Source organism: Streptomyces sp. NPDC006450, from assembly GCF_040612195.1.
Lineage (GTDB): Bacteria > Actinomycetota > Actinomycetes > Streptomycetales > Streptomycetaceae > Streptomyces.
The window spans coordinates 1-20,157 of the sequence record NZ_JBEXPT010000033.1; the positions used below are offsets into that span (position 1 = coordinate 1).

20 protein-coding genes are annotated in these 20,157 nt (G+C 71.6%); 8 read left to right on the plus strand and 12 right to left on the minus strand.

Annotated features, from left to right (window positions below):
• Positions 1-81: 81 nt before the first annotated feature.
• The 7 genes from ccsB to hemL all read right to left on the minus strand — a co-directional run bounded on the left by ccsB (position 82) and on the right by hemL (position 7,970).
• Positions 82-1,173 carry a c-type cytochrome biogenesis protein CcsB gene (ccsB, locus tag ABZY57_RS13335; protein ID WP_356511384.1) on the minus strand — a complete coding sequence of 364 codons (1,092 nt, stop codon included), beginning with the start codon at positions 1,171-1,173 and terminating at the stop codon, positions 82-84.
• A complete protein-coding gene (locus ABZY57_RS13340) occupies positions 1,173-2,951 on the minus strand; it encodes a cytochrome c biogenesis protein ResB (protein ID WP_356511301.1) in 1,779 nt (592 codons plus the stop codon). The genes ccsB and ABZY57_RS13340 overlap by 1 nt, the downstream gene beginning before the upstream one ends.
• 13 nt (positions 2,952-2,964) lie before the next feature.
• Positions 2,965-3,768 (minus strand): cytochrome c biogenesis protein CcdA, encoded by an 804-nt coding sequence (locus tag ABZY57_RS13345; RefSeq protein ID WP_356511303.1) that lies wholly within the window; start codon positions 3,766-3,768, stop codon positions 2,965-2,967.
• 4 nt (positions 3,769-3,772) lie between these two features.
• Entirely contained in the window at positions 3,773-4,408 is a 636-nt protein-coding gene (locus ABZY57_RS13350) for a TlpA disulfide reductase family protein (protein WP_356511305.1), read from the minus strand.
• Positions 4,409-4,497: 89 nt separating this feature from the next.
• A complete protein-coding gene (locus ABZY57_RS13355) occupies positions 4,498-5,739 on the minus strand; it encodes a hypothetical protein (protein WP_356511386.1) in 1,242 nt (413 codons plus the stop codon).
• Between the two features lie 222 nt (positions 5,740-5,961).
• Entirely contained in the window at positions 5,962-6,651 is a 690-nt protein-coding gene (locus ABZY57_RS13360) for a histidine phosphatase family protein (protein WP_356511307.1), read from the minus strand.
• Entirely contained in the window at positions 6,648-7,970 is a 1,323-nt protein-coding gene (gene hemL / locus ABZY57_RS13365) for a glutamate-1-semialdehyde 2,1-aminomutase (RefSeq protein WP_356511309.1), read from the minus strand. The genes ABZY57_RS13360 and hemL overlap by 4 nt, the downstream gene beginning before the upstream one ends.
• Before the next feature lie 292 nt (positions 7,971-8,262).
• Here hemL and ABZY57_RS13370 point away from each other — a divergent pair, with 292 nt between their 5' ends.
• Positions 8,263-8,700: a hypothetical protein gene (locus tag ABZY57_RS13370; RefSeq protein ID WP_008738524.1), complete on the plus strand. Its 438-nt coding sequence runs from the start codon at positions 8,263-8,265 to the stop codon at positions 8,698-8,700.
• A gap of 101 nt (positions 8,701-8,801) precedes the next feature.
• On the opposite strand, the gene ABZY57_RS13375 is transcribed toward ABZY57_RS13370, so the two are convergent.
• Together ABZY57_RS13375 and ABZY57_RS13380 are read right to left on the minus strand one after the other, a co-directional pair.
• Positions 8,802-10,814, minus strand: a complete 2,013-nt coding sequence (locus ABZY57_RS13375) for a calcium-binding protein (protein ID WP_356511311.1) — start codon at positions 10,812-10,814, stop codon at positions 8,802-8,804.
• A gap of 404 nt (positions 10,815-11,218) precedes the next feature.
• Positions 11,219-12,115 (minus strand): NADP-dependent oxidoreductase, encoded by an 897-nt coding sequence (locus tag ABZY57_RS13380; protein WP_356511389.1) that lies wholly within the window; start codon positions 12,113-12,115, stop codon positions 11,219-11,221.
• Between the two features lie 195 nt (positions 12,116-12,310).
• Here ABZY57_RS13380 and ABZY57_RS13385 point away from each other — a divergent pair, with 195 nt between their 5' ends.
• Both ABZY57_RS13385 and ABZY57_RS13390 read left to right on the plus strand, forming a co-directional pair.
• Positions 12,311-12,751: a helix-turn-helix domain-containing protein gene (locus ABZY57_RS13385; protein WP_356511312.1), complete on the plus strand. Its 441-nt coding sequence runs from the start codon at positions 12,311-12,313 to the stop codon at positions 12,749-12,751.
• Between the two features lie 145 nt (positions 12,752-12,896).
• A complete protein-coding gene (locus ABZY57_RS13390; protein WP_356511314.1) occupies positions 12,897-13,646 on the plus strand; it encodes a Mut7-C RNAse domain-containing protein in 750 nt (249 codons plus the stop codon).
• A 101-nt stretch (positions 13,647-13,747) separates the two neighbouring features.
• Here ABZY57_RS13390 and ABZY57_RS13395 read toward each other — a convergent pair whose 3' ends face one another.
• Complete coding sequence (locus ABZY57_RS13395) at positions 13,748-14,290, minus strand: hypothetical protein (protein WP_356511316.1); 543 nt, start codon at positions 14,288-14,290, stop codon at positions 13,748-13,750.
• Between the two features lie 120 nt (positions 14,291-14,410).
• Here ABZY57_RS13395 and ABZY57_RS13400 point away from each other — a divergent pair, with 120 nt between their 5' ends.
• Complete coding sequence (locus tag ABZY57_RS13400; RefSeq protein ID WP_356511318.1) at positions 14,411-14,746, plus strand: YnfA family protein; 336 nt, start codon at positions 14,411-14,413, stop codon at positions 14,744-14,746.
• Positions 14,747-14,808: 62 nt separating this feature from the next.
• Positions 14,809-15,570 (plus strand): SDR family oxidoreductase, encoded by a 762-nt coding sequence (locus ABZY57_RS13405; RefSeq protein WP_356511320.1) that lies wholly within the window; start codon positions 14,809-14,811, stop codon positions 15,568-15,570.
• Here the strand turns inward: ABZY57_RS13405 and ABZY57_RS13410 are convergent, their stop codons facing one another.
• Positions 15,571-16,293: a polysaccharide deacetylase family protein gene (locus tag ABZY57_RS13410; RefSeq protein ID WP_356511322.1), complete on the minus strand. Its 723-nt coding sequence runs from the start codon at positions 16,291-16,293 to the stop codon at positions 15,571-15,573.
• A gap of 201 nt (positions 16,294-16,494) precedes the next feature.
• On the opposite strand from ABZY57_RS13410, the gene ABZY57_RS13415 reads away from it, so the two are divergent.
• The gene (locus ABZY57_RS13415) at positions 16,495-16,770 is read left to right on the plus strand and encodes a hypothetical protein (RefSeq protein ID WP_356511324.1); all 276 of its coding nucleotides are present in this window, start codon (positions 16,495-16,497) and stop codon (positions 16,768-16,770) included.
• A 48-nt stretch (positions 16,771-16,818) separates the two neighbouring features.
• On the opposite strand, the gene ABZY57_RS13420 is transcribed toward ABZY57_RS13415, so the two are convergent.
• Positions 16,819-18,012: an RtcB family protein gene (locus ABZY57_RS13420; RefSeq protein ID WP_356511326.1), complete on the minus strand. Its 1,194-nt coding sequence runs from the start codon at positions 18,010-18,012 to the stop codon at positions 16,819-16,821.
• A 171-nt stretch (positions 18,013-18,183) separates the two neighbouring features.
• On the opposite strand from ABZY57_RS13420, the gene ABZY57_RS13425 reads away from it, so the two are divergent.
• Both ABZY57_RS13425 and ABZY57_RS13430 read left to right on the plus strand, forming a co-directional pair.
• Positions 18,184-19,095 carry a DUF3558 domain-containing protein gene (locus ABZY57_RS13425; RefSeq protein WP_356511328.1) on the plus strand — a complete coding sequence of 304 codons (912 nt, stop codon included), beginning with the start codon at positions 18,184-18,186 and terminating at the stop codon, positions 19,093-19,095.
• 147 nt (positions 19,096-19,242) lie between these two features.
• Complete coding sequence (locus ABZY57_RS13430) at positions 19,243-20,046, plus strand: DUF3558 family protein (RefSeq protein WP_356511329.1); 804 nt, start codon at positions 19,243-19,245, stop codon at positions 20,044-20,046.
• Positions 20,047-20,157 lie beyond the last annotated feature (111 nt).

Below are 20,157 nucleotides of genomic sequence, written 5' to 3' on the forward strand. Positions count from 1 at the left end.
CGCAGGGGCCGGGCCGCCTTTCGGCTGCCCGGCCCCTGCGGCCATCGGTCCTACGCGTTCACGCGTCCACGCGTCCCCGGGTCAGACGCCCGCGTACGAGTGCTTGCCGCTCAGCAGGATGTTCACGCCGTAGTAGTTCCAGATCCAGCAGGCGAACGCGAAGAGCGCGAGGTACGCGGCCTTGCGGCCCTTCCAGCCGGCCGTGGCACGGGCGTGCAGGTAGCAGGCGTACGCCACCCAGGTCACGAAGGACCAGACCTCCTTGGGGTCCCAGCCCCAGTAGCGGCCCCACGCGTCGCCGGCCCAGATCGCGCCCGCGATGATCGTGAAGGTCCACAGCGGGAAGACGGCCGCGTTGATGCGGTACGAGAACTTGTCGAGCGAGGCCGCCGACGGGAAGCGCTCCCAGACCGAGGTGGCGAACTTGCCCGGCTTGCCGCCGCGCGCGAGCTTCGCCTCGTAGCCGTCGCGGAAGAGGTACATGACCGCGCCGGCCGCGCCGATGTAGAAGACCGCACCGCAGATGATCGCGGTGGAGACGTGGATCAGCAGCCAGTACGACTTCAGCGCGGGCACCAGCTGGTCGCTGTCGGTGTAGAGCACCGTGGTGGCGATGCCGAGGTCGAGCAGGACCGTGGTGACCAGGAACAGGCCGAGCCAGCGGACGTTCTTCTTCAGCGCGAGGAGCAGCAGGTACGCGCCGACGGCCACCGTGGAGAAGGTGATCGAGAACTCGTACATGTTGCCCCAGGGGGCCCGCTCCACCGACATCGCGCGGGCGCCGACCCCGCCCGCGGCGAGCAGGAAGCCGAGGGTGGTCAGCGAGATCGCGATGCGCCCGTACAGGTCGCCCTGGACGGTGCCGCCGGCCGCGCCGGGGCCGTCCGGGACGTCACGGGTGCCGGCGGCGCTGCGCGTGACCACCTTGGGCTTGTCGAGGACGGCGGTACCGGCCTTGCCCCGCACCTGGACGGCGGGGGCGGCGGCCCCGGACGCGGACGCGGCTCCGGAGCTGGTGAGCGCGGCGGCCGTACGGGCCACCTTGCTGCGGCTACCGAAGATCCATTCGGCGATGTGGGCGAAGAAGGCGAGGGTGTAGACCGCCATGGACGCGTAGATCAGGTTGTTGCTGAGGTGAGCCAGACTCTCGTTGGCTGCGGCCGCGAGCTGCATCACGCGCGCTCCCCTTCGACTTCTTCGGCTTCTTCGGCAGGTTCGGGTTCGGTTTCGGCGACGGGCGGCGGGGGCGCCGCCGTGGGCGCCTGCTCGTGGAGCACGCCGGCCAGGACCGCCAGCTCCTCCGGGAGCCTGGCGGACTCGCTGCGGCCGAGGCCCGCCATCTCGACGACGGTCACGCCGTCCTCGCCGCGGACCGCGCGCACCCAGATCCGGCGGCGCTGGATGAAGAGGGAGCCCGCGAGTCCCGCGATGGCGGCGACGGCGCCGGCGAGGGCGAGGCCGCTGCCGGGCTGGTGGGTGATCGAGAAGGTCGCCCAGCGCTCGATGCCCTCGAACTTCACGGTGCCCTGACCGCCGGGCAGTTCCATGCTCTCCCCGGGCAGCATCCGCTTGGCGAGCGGCTGGCCGTCCTCGGTCTTGAACTGCTGCATCTTGGACGTGTCCAGCTGGTACACGTTCTGCGGCAGCCCCGAGTCCACCCCGAGGCTGCCGTGCCACGCGTTCAGCGCGAGCGCCGGGAAGTCCAGCTCCGGGAACTGCGAGAACATCGTGCCCTGGCCGGCGCCCGCGAAGGTCGGCACGAACATCGCGGCGAAGCCGAGCTGCGTCGTCTTCCCGTCCTTGTCCTTGTAGCCGTCGGTGACCTTGACGGCTCCGGTGGAGGTGAGGTTGCCGTCCTGCGGCAGCATCGGCACGGCGTCCTTGTAGACCATCTTGCCGGTGGAGTCGGTCACCGAGATGACCGGCGCGTAGCCGTGGCCGAGCAGGTAGACCTTGGAGCCGTCCACCTCCAGCGGCTTGTTGACCTGGATCTCGCGCTTCTCCGGCGTTCCGTGCGCCCCGTTGCTGAAGGTGACGTACGCCTTGAAGTCGCGCGGGGTGCCCTTCTGCGGGCCCGTGCGCTCGAAGGTGGCGTCGAACTTGTCCAGGGTGAAGGAGAAGGGCGGCAGGTCGTCGGGGTCGAAGAGGCCGCCGGCCTTGAAGTCGTCGTACTGGGTGAGGGTGTTCGAGAAGCCCTTGCCGCGCAGGACGAGCTTGCCGCCCTCGGACTTGAAGTACTGGCCCCAGGCGAAGGCGATCAGCATGACGATCAGCGCCACGTGGAAGATCAGGTTCCCGGCCTCGCGCAGGTAGCCCTTCTCGGCCGAGACCGATCCCGATCCCGACCCCGATCCCGTGCCTGCCTCCGTACGGAAGCGGCGGCGCTTGAGCAGGCCGCGCGCGGTGGCGAGCACCTCGTCCGGGGAGGCGTCCGTGCGCCACGTCGTGTACGCGGGCATCCGGTCGAGCCGCTTGGGCGCGGCCGGCGGCCGCCCGGTGAGCTGGCCGACGAACTGCCAGGAACGCGGCAGGATGCAGCCGATCAGCGAGATGAACAGCAGCAGGTAGATCGCGGAGAACCACACCGAGCTGTAGACGTCGAAGAGCTGGAGCTTCTCGGCGACGCCCACCCAGGAGGCGTGCTCCTTCTTCCAGGCGGCGACCTTCATCAGGTCGACCTGGTTCTGCGGGACCAGCGAGCCCGGGATGGACGCCAGCGACAGCAGGAAGAGCAGGATCAGCGCCACCCGCATCGAGGTGAGCTGCCGCCAGAACCAGCGGGCCCAGCCGAGCACCCCGATGCCCACGGGGCCGCCGGGGGCGTCCTCCAGGGGAGCGGTGGACAGCTGCGCGCCGGCGGCCGCCTCGGCCGAAGCATCGGCGGAGGCGGAATCCTCGGACTCGGGGGCATCGTGCGGCGCCTCGGTGGACGCCTTGTCGGTCGTACTCATGTCCGTGTAGTCCTCAGATCCCCACCGTGAAGCCGTTGGTCCAGCTCTGCATGTCGCTGACGATGCTGCTCCACAAACCTGTGACGAGCAGCAGACCGGTCAGGATCAGCATGCCGCCGCCGATCCGCATCACCCACGCGTAGTGCTTCTTCACCCAGCCGAAGGCGCCGAGCGCCTTGCGGAAGGCGAGGGCGGTGGCGATGAACGGCAGCCCCAGCCCCAGGCAGAAGACCACGGTGAGCAGCGCGCCGCGGCCCGCGGTCGCCTGGTCGAGGGAGAGGGTGCCGACGGCGGCCAGGGTCGGGCCCATGCAGGGGGTCCAGCCGAGTCCGAAGAGCACGCCGAGCACGGGCGCGCCGATCAGTCCGACGGTCGGCTTCCTGTGGAAGCGGAACTCGCGCATCGTCAGACCGGGGATCGCGCCCATGAAGAACAGGCCGAGCAGGATCACCAGGCCGCCGAGGACCCGGGAGATGACTTCCTTGTTCGCGTCGAGGGTCTGCCCGAAGTACCCGAACAGCGCGCCGGTCGAGACGAACACGGAGGTGAAGCCGAGGACGAACAGGCTCGCGCCGCCCAGCATCCGGCCGCGGCGGGCCTCGGCGAGGTCGGCGCCGCCGACGCCGGTCACGTAGGAGAGGTAGCCGGGGACCAGCGGCAGCACGCACGGCGAGAAGAAGGAGACCAGCCCGGCGAGCAGGGCGATCGGCAGGGCCAGCAGCAGGGCGCCGTTGAGGACGGTCGTGTTCACGCCGGTCGCTTCGGCGGCGAGCACGGTCCCCGGGAACGCCGAGAGCGCGGAGAGCTCGGTGACCACGAGGTCACTTCTCCGCGAGCAGCGGGTTGATCATCGCGCGCAGCTGCTGCTCGTTGACCGCGGCCAGGGTGCGGGCGGCGATCTTGCCCTCCTTGTCGAGGACGATCGTGGAGGGGATGGCCGCAGGGTTGAGCGAGCCCTTGGGGAAGCGCAGGACCAGCTTGCCGTCCGGGTCGTAGAGGCTCGGGTAGGTGATCCCGTAGGTCTCTTCGAAGGAGGTGGCGTTCTGCTTGGTGTTGTCCCGGGTGTTGATGCCGACGAAGGCGACGGGCTCGCCGGCCTCCGCCATCTCCTGGGACACCTTCGCGAAGTACTTGGCCTCGGCGCGGCACGGCGGGCACCAGGAGCCCCAGACGTTGAGGACGACGACCTTGCCCTTGAGGGTGGTGACGTCCAGGGTCGCGCCGTCGACGGTCTCGCCGTCGAGCTTGGGCGCGTCGACGCGCTTGCCCCGGGCGACGGTGGAGACGCCGCTGGAGCCCGTCACGTAGTTGCCGCCGGCCGAACCGGAGGATTTGCTGCCGCCGTCCGCATCGCCGCACGCCGTGAGGGTGAGTGCGCCGGCGAGGGTCACCGCGGTCAGCAGGAGGGCGCGGCCGCTGGTCGAGCGGCTGCGGCGGGGGGCGCGGCTAAGGCTCATGTGAAAAGTTTCGCATGTGCGGTTTGCGGATCTTCCGCGCCCCCCGCGGGGTCCGTGAAGCCGCTGGTCAGGTACTGACCCGGGGCGGTTCAGGCCGCCGCGAGATACGTGCCCCAGCCACCGGTCGGCGCCTGACCGGGGCCGAGCGTGCGCAGCCTGGCCAGCACCTCGGGGTCCTGGACGTCGAGCCAGTCGGTGAACTGCCGGAAGGATACGAGGCGTACGTCCTTTTTGTCCGCCATGCCTTTGAGGGCCTCCTCGACGGCGTCCATGTAGATGCCGCCGTTCCACTCCTCGAAGTGGTTGCCGATGAAGAGGGGTGCCCGGTTGGACTCGTAGGCCCGCTTGAAGCCGCCGAGGTAGGCGGCGGTGGCCTGGGTGCGCCAGGCCGGGTAGTTCGACGGGACGCCCCTGGTGGTGTTCTTGGACTGGTTCGCGAGGATGTTGTAGTCCATCGACAGCACCTCGAAGGAGTGCCCGGGGAACGGCAGCGACTGCAGCGGCAGGTCCCACAGGCCCCCGCGCTTGACGGGCCACTGCTGGAGGCCGCCGGGCGAGCTGGAGTCGTAGCGCCAGCCCAGCTTCCGAGCGGTCGGCAGCAGGTTGTCCTGGCCGAGCAGGCAGGGGGTGCGGGCGCCGGCCAGCTCCTTGCGGTAGTCGAAGGGCAGCGGTTCGAGGTCGGTCCAGCCGGTGTTCGTACGCCAGTTGGTGACGAAGGACACGGCCTGGTCGATCTCGCTCCGCCAGTCCTCGGGGGTCCACTTGCCGACCGAGCCGGAGCCGCCGCAGAAGTGCCCGTTGAAGTGGGTGCCTATCTCGTGGCCGTCCAGCCACGCCTCGCGCACGTACCTGAGGGTGCTCCGGACGTTCTCGTCCTTGAGGTAGCCGATGTCGGAGGCGCCGACGCGGTTCTTCGGCGGCCGGTAGAGGTCCTTCTTCGACTCAGGGAGGAGGTAGATGCCCGAGAGGAAGAAGGTCATCGCCGCGCCGTGGTCCTTGGCGAGCTTGAGGAACCGGGGGAAGAGCCCGTTGCCGATCTCGCCCGCGCCGTCCCAGCTGAACACCACGAACTGCGGCGGCGTCTCGCCCGGCTGGAGGGGTACGGGGGCGGCCGGCTGGTGCGGCTGCGGCCCGGTGTCGGCGGTGGATCCGTCGCCGATGGGCTTGACCACCGGGCCGGGCGGGGCGGTGGGCTGCGCCGCGCCCGACGGGTTGACCGGTCCGGGGTTGCCCGTGCCGGACGGCCCGCCGACGCTGCAGCCGGCGACGCCGGCCGCGGCGGCGGCACCAAGTCCGAGTCCGAGCACTCCTCTTCGGCTGAAGCCGCGCATATCGCTCATGAAATGTCATACAAACGGACATCCCAGCGAAGGCAAGGGGTGACACAGCCCCGCCAGGCAACTTGTATGAAATTAGGCAGAGTCTTGACCAACCGGACACGTCCGGCGGCCCGCGTCCGGCGGCCCCGGGTCCGGCGGCCCCGGCCCGGGCCAAAGGCTCCGGGCCCGGCCCGAGGGGGCCGAGCCCGGTCATCCGTACCGCCCGGCCGGGCCTTACGCGCCGAAGGCCTTGGACTTGCCCTTCACCGGCTTCGCCCCCGCGAGGAGGTGCGCCGGGACCAGGTCCCGGGCCGGCTCGCTGTAGCCCACCGACACCAGCCTGTCGCCCTGGTACGTGAACGAGGTGAGCGAAGCCAGCGTGCACTGGCGGCGGCGCGGGTCGTGCCACAGCCGCCGCTTCTCCGCGAAGCTCCGCACGATCCAGATCGGCAGCTGATGGCTGACCGCCACCGCCTCGTGGCCGCGCGCCGCGTCACGGGCGGACTCGATCGCGCTCATCATCCGCACGACCTGCTCGACGTACGGCTCGCCCCAGGACGGCTTGAACGGGTTCGTCAGGTGCTTCCAGTTCTGGGGCCGGCGCAGCGCGCCGTCCCCGACCCCGAAGGTCTTGCCCTCGAAGACGTTGCCCGCCTCGACGAGGCGGCCGTCGGTCGCCAGGTCCAGCCCGTGCGCCTTGGCGATCGGCGCGGCCGTCTCCTGGGCCCGCTCCAGCGGAGAGGCCACGACGTACGTCACGTCCCGGTTCTCCAGGTGCTCCGCGACCCGGTCCGCCATCTTGCGGCCCAGCTCGGAGAGGTGGTAGCCGGAGCGGCGGCCGTAGAGGACCCCGTCCGGGTTGTGCACCTCGCCGTGGCGCACCACGTGGACGACGGTGATCTCGGCACTGCCCTGATTGCTCATGCGGTGGCCTCCGCGGCGGCCCGCGCGGCGGCCGGCAGGGCGGCCGCGATGCGCTCGATCGCCTTGTCGTCGTGGGAGGTGGACACGAACCACGACTCGAACGCCGAGGGCGGCAGGTAGACGCCCTGCGCCAGCATCGAGTGGAAGAAGCCGTTGAAGCGGAAGGCTTCCTGCTTCTTCGCGTCGTCGTAGTTGCGGACCTCGTCCTCGGTGAAGAACACGGAGAACATGTTGGAGGCGGTCTGCACCCGGTGCGCGACGCCCTCCTTGGTGAGCGCCTCGGTGACCAGCCCCTGGATCTGGCGCGACACGGCGTCGACCTTCTCGTACGCCGCGTCGTCCAGCAGCCGCAGCTGTGCGAGACCGGCGGCCGTCGCGATCGGGTTACCGGACAGCGTGCCCGCCTGGTAGACGGGACCCACGGGCGCCAGGTGGCCCATGACGTCCGCCCGGCCGCCGAACGCCGCGGCCGGGAAGCCGCCGCCCATGACCTTGCCGAAGGTCATCAGGTCGGGCTCGACCCCGTCCACGCCGTACCAGCCGGCGCGCGAGGTACGGAAACCCGTCATGACCTCGTCGGAGATGTACAGGGCACCGTACGCCCGGCACAGGTCGGCGAGCCCCTGGTTGAAGCCCTCCCCCGGGGTCACGACGCCCATGTTGCCGGGCGCGGCCTCGGTGATCACACAGGCGATCTCGCCGGGGTGCGCGGCGAAGGCCGCCCGGACCGATTCCAGATCGTTGTAGGGGAGCACGATCGTGTCGCCGGCCTGCGCGCCCGTCACCCCGGGGGTGTCCGGCAGCGCGAAGGTCGCGAGCCCGGAGCCGGCGGCGGCCAGCAGCGCGTCCACGTGCCCGTGGTAGCAGCCGGCGAACTTCACGATCTTGGCGCGGCCGGTGAACCCGCGGGCGAGGCGGATCGCGGACATGGTCGCCTCGGTCCCGGAGGACACCAGACGGACCTGCTCCACGGGTGTGATGCGCGCGACGATCTCCTCGGCGAGCGCGACCTCGCCCTCACCGGGAGTACCGAAGGAGGTGCCGCGGACGACGGCGGCCTGGATGGCCTCCACCACGGCCGGGTGGGCGTGGCCGAGGATCATCGGCCCCCACGAGCAGACGAGGTCGACGTACTCGCGCCCGTCGGCATCGGTCAGGTACGGACCGGTACCGGACACCATGAACCTGGGCGTTCCGCCCACGGCGCGGAAGGCGCGCACGGGAGAGTTCACGCCGCCAGGCGTCACGAGGGACGCGCGGTCAAAGAGAGTCTGCGAGACTTTGGCTTCATACGGGTACGGGTAGCTCACACCAGCCATGGTCTCAGAGGCCGCGACTGACTTGCGGACGGGCGTTTCACCGCGCCGCCCCGGGGGAGGTCACTGCCATGATGATCAGGCTGCGTGGCGGGGGTCACGGGGCCGGGGCAGGCAAGACCAGTCGGGTGGAGATATGCAACGCGGTGGTGGACCGGGCGAGGGCACGGACGGCCTGGACCCGCAGCGCGCCCGCGAACGGCGCCGCGGCAAGCACCGCCGTCGCGCCACGGACGCGGCAGAACCCGTACCGGGCCCCACACAGGACCCCGACGGCCTCCCCAGAGGGCGCGGCATGGGCGTGACGTACAAGTACTTCGGCGCCCCCGACGGGGCCACGGCGGCGCGCGTCCCGGTCACGATGCGGCCGGAGGAGCTCGGCGGCGACGAGCTCGGCATGGGCGGCATGTTCACCAAGATCAAGCCGGAAACCGTCGCCGCGATGGTCCTGACCGGCATCGAGGGCATACCCCTGCACAAGGTGCCCCCGCTGGAACTGGTCGTCCTCCACCCCGACTACGCCGTCGTGAAACTCCCGATGACCGTCGTCGACCCGCTGCGCGGCATCGGCGAGGAATCGGTCGGCGCCGCCGCCTTCATCTGGTCCACGGTCCCCGACCGCGGCGGCCCCCGCGACGCCTTCAACGTCTACCAGCTGCTCCACGAATGGCAGGATTTCAGCCACCGCCTGCACGAAGCCGGGCACCAGCCGTACTGCCTGGTCTGGCCCTGACCCGACCTGGTCCTTGCCCGGGTCCCGCGGGCCCGCCCCGGGCGGCGTGACCTCCGGGGGCAGACCCCGCGGGCCGGGGCGGACGGGGGATGCGTCGTTCGCTACGGGCAGCTCAGGCGGGTGTCGCCCGGGTCGGTCGTGCACGTGTCGGTGCCGAAGCCGCCGTTGGCGGTGTCGTTGCCGGAGGCCCCGTCGACCGTGTTGAGCACGTCGTCGCCGTAGTAGCCGGTCAGGGTGTCGTTCCCGGTACCGCCGGTCAGCGTGTCGGCGCCGAAGCCGCCGTCCACGTTGTCGTTGCCGGGGCCGGCGTGAACCGTGTCGTTGCCGTAGCCGGCCCGGACGGTGTCGTTGCCGCTGAGGGCGCAGATCACGTCGTTGAAGTAGCCCCCGGTCAGGGTGTCCGCGCCGCTGGTGCCGATGATCGTGCAGCCCCGCGCGTTGTTGACCGTGGTGGTCGCCGTCGCCGTGTTGTCGGTGAGCACCGGGTCGGTTTGCGCGGCACCGGCCGTGGCCCTGTCGGACAGGGTGCCCGTGGCCCGGGGTTCGGCGACCACCGTCACCGTGGCCCGGGCGCCCGGGGCGAGGGAACCCAGAGCGCAGTTGGCGCTGGTGGACGTGGTGGTGCAGGTGCCCTGGCCGGGCACGGCGGACAGGAGGGATCCGGGTCCGGTGAGGGTGTCGGCCAGCGTGACTCCCGTGGCCGCCGTCGTGGTGCTCGTATTGGTCACCGTCACGGTGTAGGTGGCCTGGTCGCCGATGCTGACGGTGGCGGGTCCGGTCTTGGTGACCGACAGGTTCACCCCCGGCGGGGGCGGCGGGGTCGCGGCGACCTGGTAGCGGACGAGTCCGCGCTCGTCGCCGGTGTTGCCGGAGAGGACGATCTTGCCGTCGGACTGCAGCGCCACCGCACTGGCGGTGTCGAAGAAGCCGAAGTACACGTCGGTCGTCACCTTGCCGCCGGTCCCGAAGCCGCCGTCCAGGGCGCCGTCGGTGGTGTAGCGGGCCACCGCGAAGTCGGCCTGGCTGATGCCCGCGGCGACGATCTTGCCGTCGGACTGCAGCTCCAGGTCGGAGCTTCCGTCCAGGGTGCCGGTTCCGAAGTCGGTCGTGACCTTGCCGTCGCCGCTGAAGCCGCTGTCGAGAGCGCCGTTCACGTGGTAGCGGGCCAGTGCGAAGTCGAAGGCGCTGCTCCCCGCCACGACGACCTTCCCGTCGGACTGCAGCTTCACCCCACCGGCCACGTCGGCCTCGGCGAAGGGGGTGGTCACCCTGCCGTCCCCGTCGAAGCCGGTGTCGAGGCTGCCGTTCGCGTTGTACCGGGCGACCGCGAAGTCGGAGGCGTTCGCCGGGTAGTTGTACCCGGCACGACCGGCGACCACGATCTTGTCGTCCGCCGGCGACAGCGCCACGTCGTAGGCGGTCGCGGAGCCGCCCGCGAAGGCCGTGGTGACCATGCCGTCGCCGCCGAAGCCGGTGTCGAGGCTGCCGTCGCTGTTGTAGCGGGCCACCGCCACCTCGGCGCCGCCCATTCCGACGGCGACGATCTTGCCGTCGGCCCGCACCGCTACCGCGAAGGCCTCCTGCGCGCCGCCCGTTCCGAAGTCGGTGAGCAGGGTGCCGTCGCCGCTGAAGCCGGTGTCGAGGCTGCCGTTCGGGTTGTACCGGGCCACCGTGAACCCGTACCCGCCGCTCACGGGATCGGTGCTGCGGCCGACCACGACGATCTTGCCGTCCGGCTGCACCGCCACCCCGTTGGCCACGTCCTCGTTGCCGCCGCTCACGTCGGTCAGGACCAGACCGTCGCCGTCGAAGCCGGTGTCGAGGCTGCCGTCGGTGTTGTACCGGGCCAGCGCGAAGTCGGCCGCGCCGCCCGGCGGGGGCTCGGCGAGACCGACCGTGACGATCTTGCCGTCCGACTGCAACGCCATGTCGCGGCTCTCGTCGTAGCCGCCGAAGTCGGTGACGACCTTGCCGTCGCCGTCGAAGGCCGGATCGAGATCGCCCGGCGCGGCAAGAGCGGCTCCCGGCAGGGTCACAACCAGCGCCAGGCCGGTGGCGGCCGCGACCCCGGTTCGCTCCAGCGCTCTTCTCAGACCAGCGGTGAATGGGGACATGGAGGCCTTTCGTCTGCTCGCCGCCGGCGTCCGGCGGGTCGCCGCCTGCAGGGACAGGCCACAGCCTGTTGGCACCTGCGCGGCCGGGTGGCGACGGCTGGCCACCCTGAGCCCCACTGGCTGCCTCGATCCACCCCCACGGGTGAGCCCCGCTCCCCGCGCGGCGGCGCACCACCGCCGTGACGGGCCGCCCCAAAGCTCCCGGCAGCTCCGCGGCGCCGGCCTCGGCCCGGCCTCGGCCCGGCCTCGGAAGCCGGGCATGGCCCACCGGCGCCGCCTTCGCGGGAGGAGACCGCCGATCAACGGCTGTACTGGGCCTGCGAGGCCCACTGCGCTCCCCGGCGGCGCAGCGGGCCGGGCCCCGCCCCGTCGGATCCGGCCGCGTCGCCCCGTCCCCGGAGGCCTCAGGCCGTCAGGACGATGCGGCCCCGGGTGCCCGGGTCCGCGAGGTGGGCGTGGGCCTTGGAGGCCTCCGCCAGGGGGAAGGTCCGCGCCACCCTGAGCGTCAGCTCCCCCGCGTCGACCAGCGACACGAGGCGGGCCAGGTGGGCGCCGTCCGCCGCGACCTCCTGTTCCACCACGCGGACGCCCCGCTCCGCCGCCGGGGCTGCGCCGGGGATCAGACCGACGTAGGCGCCGCCGTCGCGGACGAAGGCCAGCGCCGGCCCGCCGAGCACCGCGGTGTCCACGACACCGTCCACGGCGGCGGCCGGAGCCGCGCCGCGCGGGACGAAGTGGGCCGCGCCCAGGGAACGTACGAGCGCCTCGTCATCGGCTCCCGCCAGGGCCGTCACCACGTAGCCGGCGCGCGCCGCCAGTTGGACCGCGAGGCCCCCGACCGCCCCCGCCGCGCCCGTGACCAGGACCGTGGATCCGGCCGGAAGTTCCAGCTGGGCCACCGCACGGGCGGCGGTCAGGCCGCTCAGCGGCAGGGCGGCCGCCGTCACCCCGTCGACCGCGACCGGGGCCGACGCGAGCGCCGACGCGTCGAGCACCGCGTACTCCGCGTGCGTACCGAGCGGCTTGACCGTCCCGTAGTGCAGGCCGACCACCCGGTCGGACACCGCCCAGCCGTCCACGTCCGCGCCGAGCTCGTCGATCTCGCCCGCCACGTCCCACCCGAAGCCCAGCCGCTGCCCCTCGCCGCCGAAGACCCCGGCCCGTACCCCGCCGTCGACCGGGTTCAGGCCGGCCGCCCGGACCCGTACGCGGACCTGCCCGGCGCCCGGCCGCGGGATCGGCACCCGTACGACCTCGACCCGCTCGGGGCCGCCGAAGCCCTGGGCCACGGCCGCCGCCATCGTCGTCGCCGTCGTCGCCGTCGTCGCCGTCGAGCCGGTCGTCTGATTGATCTCGCTCATCGCCATCGCCATCGCCTCTTCCGCGGGCTCGCTCTCTCGTTCCGGTGTTCCGGTGAGAACTAACCTAGGGAGAGTTACTCTCGAATCGTAAGTACGTACCTCGGAGTGCGTACCCGACCCGGAAGTGGGGCACCCATGGCCACCCGTACCGCCGAGGCCCGCCGCGAAGAGGCCCGCGCCGCCTACGACGCCTTCCTCAAGGAGTGCCCCACCGGCCAGCTCCTGGCACGCATCAGCGACAAGTGGGTCGGCCTCATCGTCAGCGCGCTCGCCCAGGCCGAGGACCGGACCCTGCGCTACAGCGAGCTCGGCCGCAAGATCCCCGGCGTCAGCCAGAAGATGCTGACCCAGACCCTGCGCTCCCTGGAGCGCGACGGCCTCGTCGCCCGCACCGTCACGCCCACCGTCCCGGTCCGCGTCGACTACCGGCTGACCGACCTCGGCGGCAACCTCGGCTGCCTGCTCAGCTCCGTGAAGGAGTGGGCCGAGAACCACTTCGACGAGGTCAACGCCCACCGCGAGCTCCACGACGCGGCGGCCGCGGCCGCGGATGCCGACGCGGACGCGGACGCGTAGGGCCACCGTCGATACGGCCCCGGCCGCTCGCGCCGGGGCTCACGGCCCGTACGGTCCCAGGACACGCGGCCCCCGGCCTTACGGCCCTGCGCGCGGCCGCGTAAATCCACCGCCGTCCCCCGCCCCGCGATGGCATGCTGGGCCCGTGAACGGACCCGGCATTCAGCTCACCCTCGCCCCCGAACTGCACGTGTTCGCCGCGCCCACGCGCCGCGGCACGCGCGTACCGACCGCGACCGACGGCGTCTCCAGCCTCGGCCACGTCGTCGAATCGGCCGGCGTTCCGCTCACCGAAGTCGGCCGGATCCTCGTCGACGGTGCCGAGACCCCCCTCGCCCACGTGCCCCGGGCCGGCGAATCCGTGGAAGTCTTCGGCGTCGACCGCCCCCAGCACCTCCCCGGCGTCCCCGAGGTCACGCCGCTGCGCTTCCTCCTCGACGTCCACCTCGGCACCCTCGCCCGCCGCCTGCGGCTGCTGGGCGTGGACGCGGCGTACGAGAACGAGGACATCGGCGACCCGGCCCTGGCCACCCGCTCCGCCGCCGAGCAGCGCGTCCTGCTCTCCCGCGATCGCGGACTGCTGCGCCGCCGCGAGCTGTTCGCCGGCGCGTACGTCTACAGCGACAACCCCGACGAGCAGGTCCGCGACATCCTGGGCCGGTTCGCCCCGGCCCTCGCGCCGTGGACCCGCTGCACCGCGTGCAACGGCACCCTGCGCGAGGCCGACAAGGACAGCGTCGGCGACCGGCTGGAGAGCGGCACGCAGCGCTCGTACGAGGTCTTCGCCCAGTGCGTCGACTGCGAGCGCGTCTACTGGCGCGGCGCCCACCACGCCCGGCTGGAGCGGATCGTCGACGAGGCCGTGGCCGAGTTCGGCGGCGTCGGCACCCCGTAGCCGCGGTCCGGGTGCGGCTCCGGAGCCGGCTCCGGAGCCGGCTCCGCCTCCGGGTCCGCCCCCGCGCCGCCCCCGCGCCGCCTCCCGGACCCACCCCCTGGTCAGAACGCGTACGTGTCCCCCGTGTCCAGGGCCAGCACCACGTGCTCGTTGTTGGCGTGGTTCCGGTCGGCCGCGCCTCCGTTCCACCAGGTGTCGACCCGCACCACCACCTCCGAAGCCGGCTCCTTCAGCCGCATCACCAGCCCGATGTGCCGTCCCCGCCCGTGCAGCGGCAGTTCCCCGGTCTCGCACACCACCTCGCGCAGCCCTGCCCGCGCGCAGCCCTCCGCCAGCTCCTGCCGGTCCGCGAGATCGGCCGACAGGCGCAGCCGCACGGTCGCGTTCACCAGGGCGGACGGCCCCTCGTTCTCCGGGACCAGCAGGATCCGCAGCCGGCCCCCGGCCAGCGCGACCCGCCCGTGATAGGCCACATCGGCCTCGACCTCGGGCCCGGCCTCGACCTCCGCCCCCGCCTCCGCCCCCGCCTCGGGCCCGGGCCCGGGCCAGGCCCCGGCGCGGGCGGTCCCCACACCGCTCCCCAGCCCGCCGAGCAGCACCAGCAGCCCGGCCATCACCACACTCCGTACGGCACCTCGGCGCACCGCGACCACCTCCTCGCGCGGACGCTAGCCCTCCCACCCGTCCGATGGTCGGACCATCACACGAACGAGGGCGAGCCCTCCTCCCCCGCTCGCTCAAGCGCTCCGCATAGGGTTCCGGCCATGCTCATCGCCCGTTCCGCCGCCCTCTTCGCCCTCGCCGCGCTCCTGGAGATCGGCGGCGCCTGGCTCGTCTGGCAAGGCGTCCGCGAGCACAAGGGCTGGGCCTGGATCGGCGCCGGAGTCATCGCACTGGGCCTCTACGGGTTCGTCGCCACCCTCCAGCCCACCGGCGACTTCGCCCGCGTCCTCGCCGCCTACGGCGGGGTCTTCGTCGCCGGGTCCCTCCTGTGGGGCGTGGTCGCCGACGGCTACCGGCCCGACCGCTGGGACATCGCGGGCGCCCTCGTCTGCCTCGCCGGAATGGCAGTGATCATGTACGCCCCACGCGGCCGATGACCTGCGGCGCGACCCGCCTATGCTGGCCAGTACTCACCCGTACGAACGCACGAGGAGCCAGCATGAGCACGGCCACCCGAACCGCCGTAGTCACCGGCGCGAGCAGCGGCATCGGCGCGGCCACCGCCCGGCAGCTCGCCGCGGCCGGCTACCACGTCGTCCTCACCGCCCGCCGCAAGGACCGCATCGAGGCCCTCGCCGCCGAGATCACGGCCGCCGGCCACGAGGCGACCGCCCACGCCCTCGACGTCACCGACCGCAGCGCGGTGGACGCCCTCGCCGCCTCGCTGCAGCGCTGCGACGTGCTCGTCAACAACGCCGGCGGCGCCCTCGGAGCCGACCCCGTCGCCACCGGCGACCCCGCCGACTGGCGCACGATGTACGAGGTCAACGTCATCGGCACGCTCCACGTCACCCAGGCCCTGCTCCCGGCCCTGACCGCCTCGGGCGACGGCACGGTGGTCGTCCTCTCCTCCACCGCCGGCCACGCCACCTACGAGGGCGGCGCCGGATACGTGGCCGCCAAGAACGGCGCCCGCGTCCTCGCCGAGACGCTCCGCCTGGAGATCGTCGGCCAGCCCGTCCGCGTCATCGAGATCGCCCCGGGCATGGTCAAGACCGAGGAGTTCGCGAAGACCCGCTTCGGCGGCGACGTCGAGCGGGCGGAGAAGGTCTACGCCGGCGTGGCCGAGCCCCTCTCCGCCGACGACGTGGCCGACACCATCACCTGGGCGGTGACCCGTCCCAGCCACGTCAACATCGACCTCCTGGTGGTCCGCCCCCGCGCCCAGGCCTCGAACACGAAGCTCCACCGCGAGCTGTAGTCACTTCACCAACCCGGCACTCTTCAGGTGCGGCATCAAGGCCGCCGGCTTCAGCCCGGCGGCCTTCGCCGCGTCCAGGGCCCGCTTCAGGTCCGTGCCGAGCGTCGGCGTGAAGTGCAGCAGCACGATGTCGCCGGCGTTCAGCTGCGGCGTGGCCGGCGTCCCGCCCCACGTCGTGAAGTCGTGCGTCCACGTGATCAGCGCCTTGACCCCGCACGCCTTGGCGGCCAGCCGCACCTCGTCGTCGACGGCCCCGAACGGCGGCCGCAGCAGCTTCGGCTCCCGCCCGAACACCGCACCGAGCTGCTCCCCGGCCCCGCACACCTCGGCGTCCTTGCCGGCGGCGTCGAGAGCAGTGAGATCAGGGTGGTTGACGGTGTGGTTCTCCACGTTCACCGCCCGCCCCTGCTCGACCAGCCCGGTGAAGTACTGGGTGTCGTACGAGGTCGCCCCCGGCAGCAGGAACAGCGACGCGGGCACCCGCTGCTCGACGAGCGTCTGCGCGACCGCGGGATCGTGCACCCACCCGTCGTCGATGGTGATGAACACGACCTTCTCGCTGGTCGGCACGTGCGACACGACGGGCGGCAGCCCCACGACCCGCGAAGCAGCGACAGCGGCCGGAGCGGCGGCCTCGGCCCCGGCAGCACCGGCGGCCTGAGCTCCGCCCACGGTGAGCGACAACGACGCGAACGCGGCAAGCACCGCACGAGATCTCCCCATGCGGCACACCCTGGTCTAGACCAACTCCCCCCGTCAATGCCCCGGTTGACACTTCCTTCCGCGGATTGCGCGAGATCCGGGGGAATGTGACATTCCATCATGCGTTCGAGTGAAGGCGCCGCGAAGGGCCTCAAGTCACCTGAATTCACACTTGGGTTCGGCAGAAACAGAAACGGCCCCCACCCGGGATGGCAGTCCCGCGTGCCCGCACAGCAACTCGCCGCACACTTGTACTACGACGGCTGTCTCGCCCTCGCCCACACGAGGGCGAACGCGGAATCGATCCAAGGTTGGGTCCGCCCTGCGGACATGAGGATCGCCCCGCCACGACGCCGCTGGACCGTGCAGGACGACCAGGAACTGCTCCGCCTCGACGACCCGGCCGCAGTGGCCACCACCCTGGACCGGACAGAACAGAGCTGCGCGATGCGCCTCTGGCGGATCCGCAGCGGACGCGTCGTCGCCCTACCGCAGTAGACGCGACAACGCGAGAGGGGCACCGCACATGCGGTGCCCCTCTCGCGTTCAGCCCTTGATGCAGACGACCTGCCTGAGCTTGGCAACGACCTCTACGAGGTCCCGCTGCTGCTCCATGACCTGCTCGATCGGCTTGTAAGCCGCCGGAATCTCGTCCACGACGCCCGAGTCCTTACGGCACTCCACGCCCTTGGTCTGGTCCGCCAGATCCTGCGCCGTGTACCGCTTCTTGGCCGCGGTCCGGCTCATCCGCCGGCCCGCTCCGTGCGAGGCCGAGTTGAAGGCCGCCTTGTTTCCGAGGCCCTTCACGATGTACGTGCCGGTCGCCATCGAGCCGGGGATGATCCCGTACTCGCCACTGCCGGCGCGGATCGCGCCCTTGCGGGTGACCAGCAGGTCCACGCCGCCGTACCGCTCCTCCGCCACATAGTTGTGGTGGCAGCTGATCTCCTGCTCGAAGGAGACCTTCGCCTTCCGGAACTCCCGCCGGACGACCTCCTTCATGAGGCTCATCATCACCGCCCGGTTGTACTTGGCGTACTCCTGGGCCCAGTAGAGATCGTGCCGGTACGCAGCCATCTCCGGCGTCGCCGACAGGAAGACCGCAAGGTCCCGGTCGATCAGCCCCTGGTTGTGGGACAGCCCTCGTGCGATGCCGATGTGGTGGTTGGCAAGTTCGTTGCCAATACCTCGGGATCCGGAGTGCAGGGTCAGCCAAACCACACCATTTTGGTCGATATTGACTTCCGCATGGTGATTGCCCGATCCCAGCGTCCCCATTTGTCGCAGCGCCCGCTCCCGCCGGAACTTCACCGCATCCGCGACGCAGTCGAACCGCTCCCACAGATCCCCGAACCCCCGCTCCGGGAACCCGTACAGCCGCCCCGGATCCACCGCCTCCCGGTGCATCCCCGCCCCCACCGGGATCGCCTTCTCGATCTGCGAGCGCAGACCCGACAGGTCCCCCGGGAGGTCGTTCGCGTTCAGCGAGGTCTTCACCGCCGACATGCCGCAGCCGATGTCCACGCCCACCGCCGCCGGACAGACCGCGTCCTTCATGGCGATGACCGAGCCGACCGTCGCGCCCTTGCCGTAGTGCACGTCCGGCATGACGGCGAGGCCCTTGATCCAGGGAAGGCCCGCGGTGTTCTGGAGCTGGCGCATCGCGCTGTCCTCCACCGACGCCGGGTCGGTCCACATCCGGATCGGGACCTTCGCCCCGGGTACCTCTACATACGACATTTTGGCCTCAACACCCCGTTAACCGCAGAAAAGTCTCCATACGCAAAAAGCCTCGCTCATGGCCTCAAAAACGACATGAGACCGGCGCCGGCACCAGCGTGTGCGATAGACATTGTGTCCAGCCGCGCCCCAGCCGCGGCAACGCATTTTCCCGAAGGGAGCCGGTGGAACGTGCAGCGCAAGGTGGTACGAGTACGCCGAGTACGTGGAGTCCTGCCAGCCATCGCGATGCTCACCGCCCTCACGGCCGGCCTCACCGCCTGCACCGACGGCGGCGGCGGAATCGGAACCAAGAGCGACGCGAAGGCCGGTGCGAAGGCCGGTACGGCTGCCCAGCCCGGCAAGTACCGCAGCCTGCCCATGCCCTGCAAGGCCGCCGACGCCAAGAAGGTCAAGGCGATGCTCCCGGCCACCGAGGGCCTCACCCCCGAGGCCCTCGCGGCCCTCTACGCCGGGGTCGCGGACGCCTCGTACGACGCGGACCGGCGCGTCGGCTGCCGCTGGACCTCGCAGACGCTGACCGATACCCGGCTGCTGTCGGTGGGCTTCGAGCGCGTGGTCTCGTACGACCGGGCCACCACGAGCGACGACGACAAGGCGCGGCAGGTCTACGGCCGCCAGCTCACCGCCGCCGACCTGCCCGCCCCGGCGCCGTCGACGAGCCCGACGCCGTCCGGGGCCGGGACACCGGCTTCCGGGACCTCCGGCGCGACGCCGAGCCCCGCACCGACACCGAGCACGAGCGCGCCTGCGAGTACGGGCACGGGTACGAGTACGGGTACGGGTACGGGTACGGGCACCAGCCCCGGGGCGAGCACGAGCCCCTCCGCCCCGCCCGAGCTCGGCTCCCGCGTCCTCGAAGGGCTCGGCGACGAGGCCTTCCTCGACGACAAGCTCGCCGCCGCCGGCGCCACCGCCGCGCGGGCGCGCACCGTCCGCATTGTGTTCCGCACCTCGAATGTCATCGTCACCGTCGAGTACAGCGTCCAGCCCGCGCTCCCCGGAACGGTCCCGCCCAGCGGTGAAACCCAGGACAGGGCACGGCAGTTGGCGCAGGCGCTCGTGGAGCGGTTCAACGACTAGCCGGTCCCGGCCCAGGGGGGCGCCCGGGCCCGTCGTGACGGCGCGCACAGCAGCCGGGCGCCGGGTCGGGCTACCGTTGCTCGGGTCCCGCGCCCGTCAGAGGGACCGAACGAGCCCGCACGAAGACCCACAACGTCTGAAGGAATCATGCACCGATCAGCCTCGCGCCTCACCCGCGTCCTCGCCTGCGCAGCCGTCCCGGTGATCCTCACGGTCGCCGGCTGCTCGTCCGACTCGGGCAAGTCGGGCGCCGACAGCGGCAAGAAGTCCGGAGCGTCCTCTTCGTCCAAGCCGAGCTCGAAGCCCTCCAAGGAGGCGCTGGAGAAGGCCGTGTACGCCACGCTGCCGGAGCCGTGCAAGGCGGTCGCCGCGAAGACGATCGAGACGATCGTCCCGAAGGCGAAGGACGCGAACGGCACCGCCGCCAAGTCCAACGACCTCACCAGCCGTGCCACCTGCACCTGGAACGGTCTGGACGAGGCCGGCCTGAAGGGCTCGCAGTACCGCTGGCTCTCCATATCCCTGGTCCGCTACGACTCCCTCGCCTCGGTCGGCACCGGCACCAAGCGCGCCGAGGACGAGTACGCCAAGCAGGTCGAGAAGGCGAAGGCCGTCGAGGGCGCGGAGAACGTGAAGCCGGAGGAGGCGGGCGGCATCGGCGACCAGGCCACCTCCGTCACCTTCACCACCAAGAAGGACGGCGACTTCTTCAACACCTCGGTCATCGCCCGCACGCACAACGTCGTCATCACCCTCGACTACAACGGCACGGCCTACGAGGGTGCGGCCGCTCCCGACCAGGCCAAGCTGCTCCAGGACGCCATCGCGGCGACCAAGGAGACCGTCGCCTCGGTCGCGGCCTCCAACCAGGCGGCGCAGCCGGAGCAGTCGGCGCAGCCCGAGCAGTCGGCGCAGCAGCCCTCGTCCTCGCCTTCGCCTTCGAACTCCTGATACGCACCGCGCCGTCGGCGGACCGTGCCCGGAGCCTGCGGGTCCGGATCCGCCGACGTCCCCTCGGCCGTACGCGCGTACGCTGTGCCCTGCCGTAGCTCGACAAGGGGA

Bases quoted from the DNA above. Each gene is read 5' to 3' on its own strand.
- hemL (WP_356511309.1), bottom strand. From the start codon at position 7,970: ATGGCTGGTGTGAGCTACCCGTACCCGTATGAAGCCAAAGTCTCGCAG.
- ABZY57_RS13360 (WP_356511307.1), bottom strand. From the start codon at position 6,651: ATGAGCAATCAGGGCAGTGCCGAGATCACCGTCGTCCACGTGGTGCGC.
- ABZY57_RS13400 (WP_356511318.1), top strand. From the start codon at position 14,411: ATGCTCATCGCCCGTTCCGCCGCCCTCTTCGCCCTCGCCGCGCTCCTG.
- ABZY57_RS13340 (WP_356511301.1), bottom strand. From the start codon at position 2,951: ATGAGTACGACCGACAAGGCGTCCACCGAGGCGCCGCACGATGCCCCC.
- ABZY57_RS13410 (WP_356511322.1), bottom strand. From the start codon at position 16,293: ATGGGGAGATCTCGTGCGGTGCTTGCCGCGTTCGCGTCGTTGTCGCTC.
- ccsB (WP_356511384.1), bottom strand. From the start codon at position 1,173: ATGCAGCTCGCGGCCGCAGCCAACGAGAGTCTGGCTCACCTCAGCAAC.
- ABZY57_RS13385 (WP_356511312.1), top strand. From the start codon at position 12,311: ATGGCCACCCGTACCGCCGAGGCCCGCCGCGAAGAGGCCCGCGCCGCC.
- ABZY57_RS13430 (WP_356511329.1), top strand. From the start codon at position 19,243: ATGCACCGATCAGCCTCGCGCCTCACCCGCGTCCTCGCCTGCGCAGCC.
- ABZY57_RS13370 (WP_008738524.1), top strand. From the start codon at position 8,263: ATGGGCGTGACGTACAAGTACTTCGGCGCCCCCGACGGGGCCACGGCG.
- ABZY57_RS13375 (WP_356511311.1), bottom strand. From the start codon at position 10,814: ATGTCCCCATTCACCGCTGGTCTGAGAAGAGCGCTGGAGCGAACCGGG.
- ABZY57_RS13420 (WP_356511326.1), bottom strand. From the start codon at position 18,012: ATGTCGTATGTAGAGGTACCCGGGGCGAAGGTCCCGATCCGGATGTGG.
- ABZY57_RS13405 (WP_356511320.1), top strand. From the start codon at position 14,809: ATGAGCACGGCCACCCGAACCGCCGTAGTCACCGGCGCGAGCAGCGGC.
- ABZY57_RS13380 (WP_356511389.1), bottom strand. From the start codon at position 12,115: ATGGCGGCGGCCGTGGCCCAGGGCTTCGGCGGCCCCGAGCGGGTCGAG.
- ABZY57_RS13355 (WP_356511386.1), bottom strand. From the start codon at position 5,739: ATGCGCGGCTTCAGCCGAAGAGGAGTGCTCGGACTCGGACTTGGTGCC.
- ABZY57_RS13350 (WP_356511305.1), bottom strand. From the start codon at position 4,408: ATGAGCCTTAGCCGCGCCCCCCGCCGCAGCCGCTCGACCAGCGGCCGC.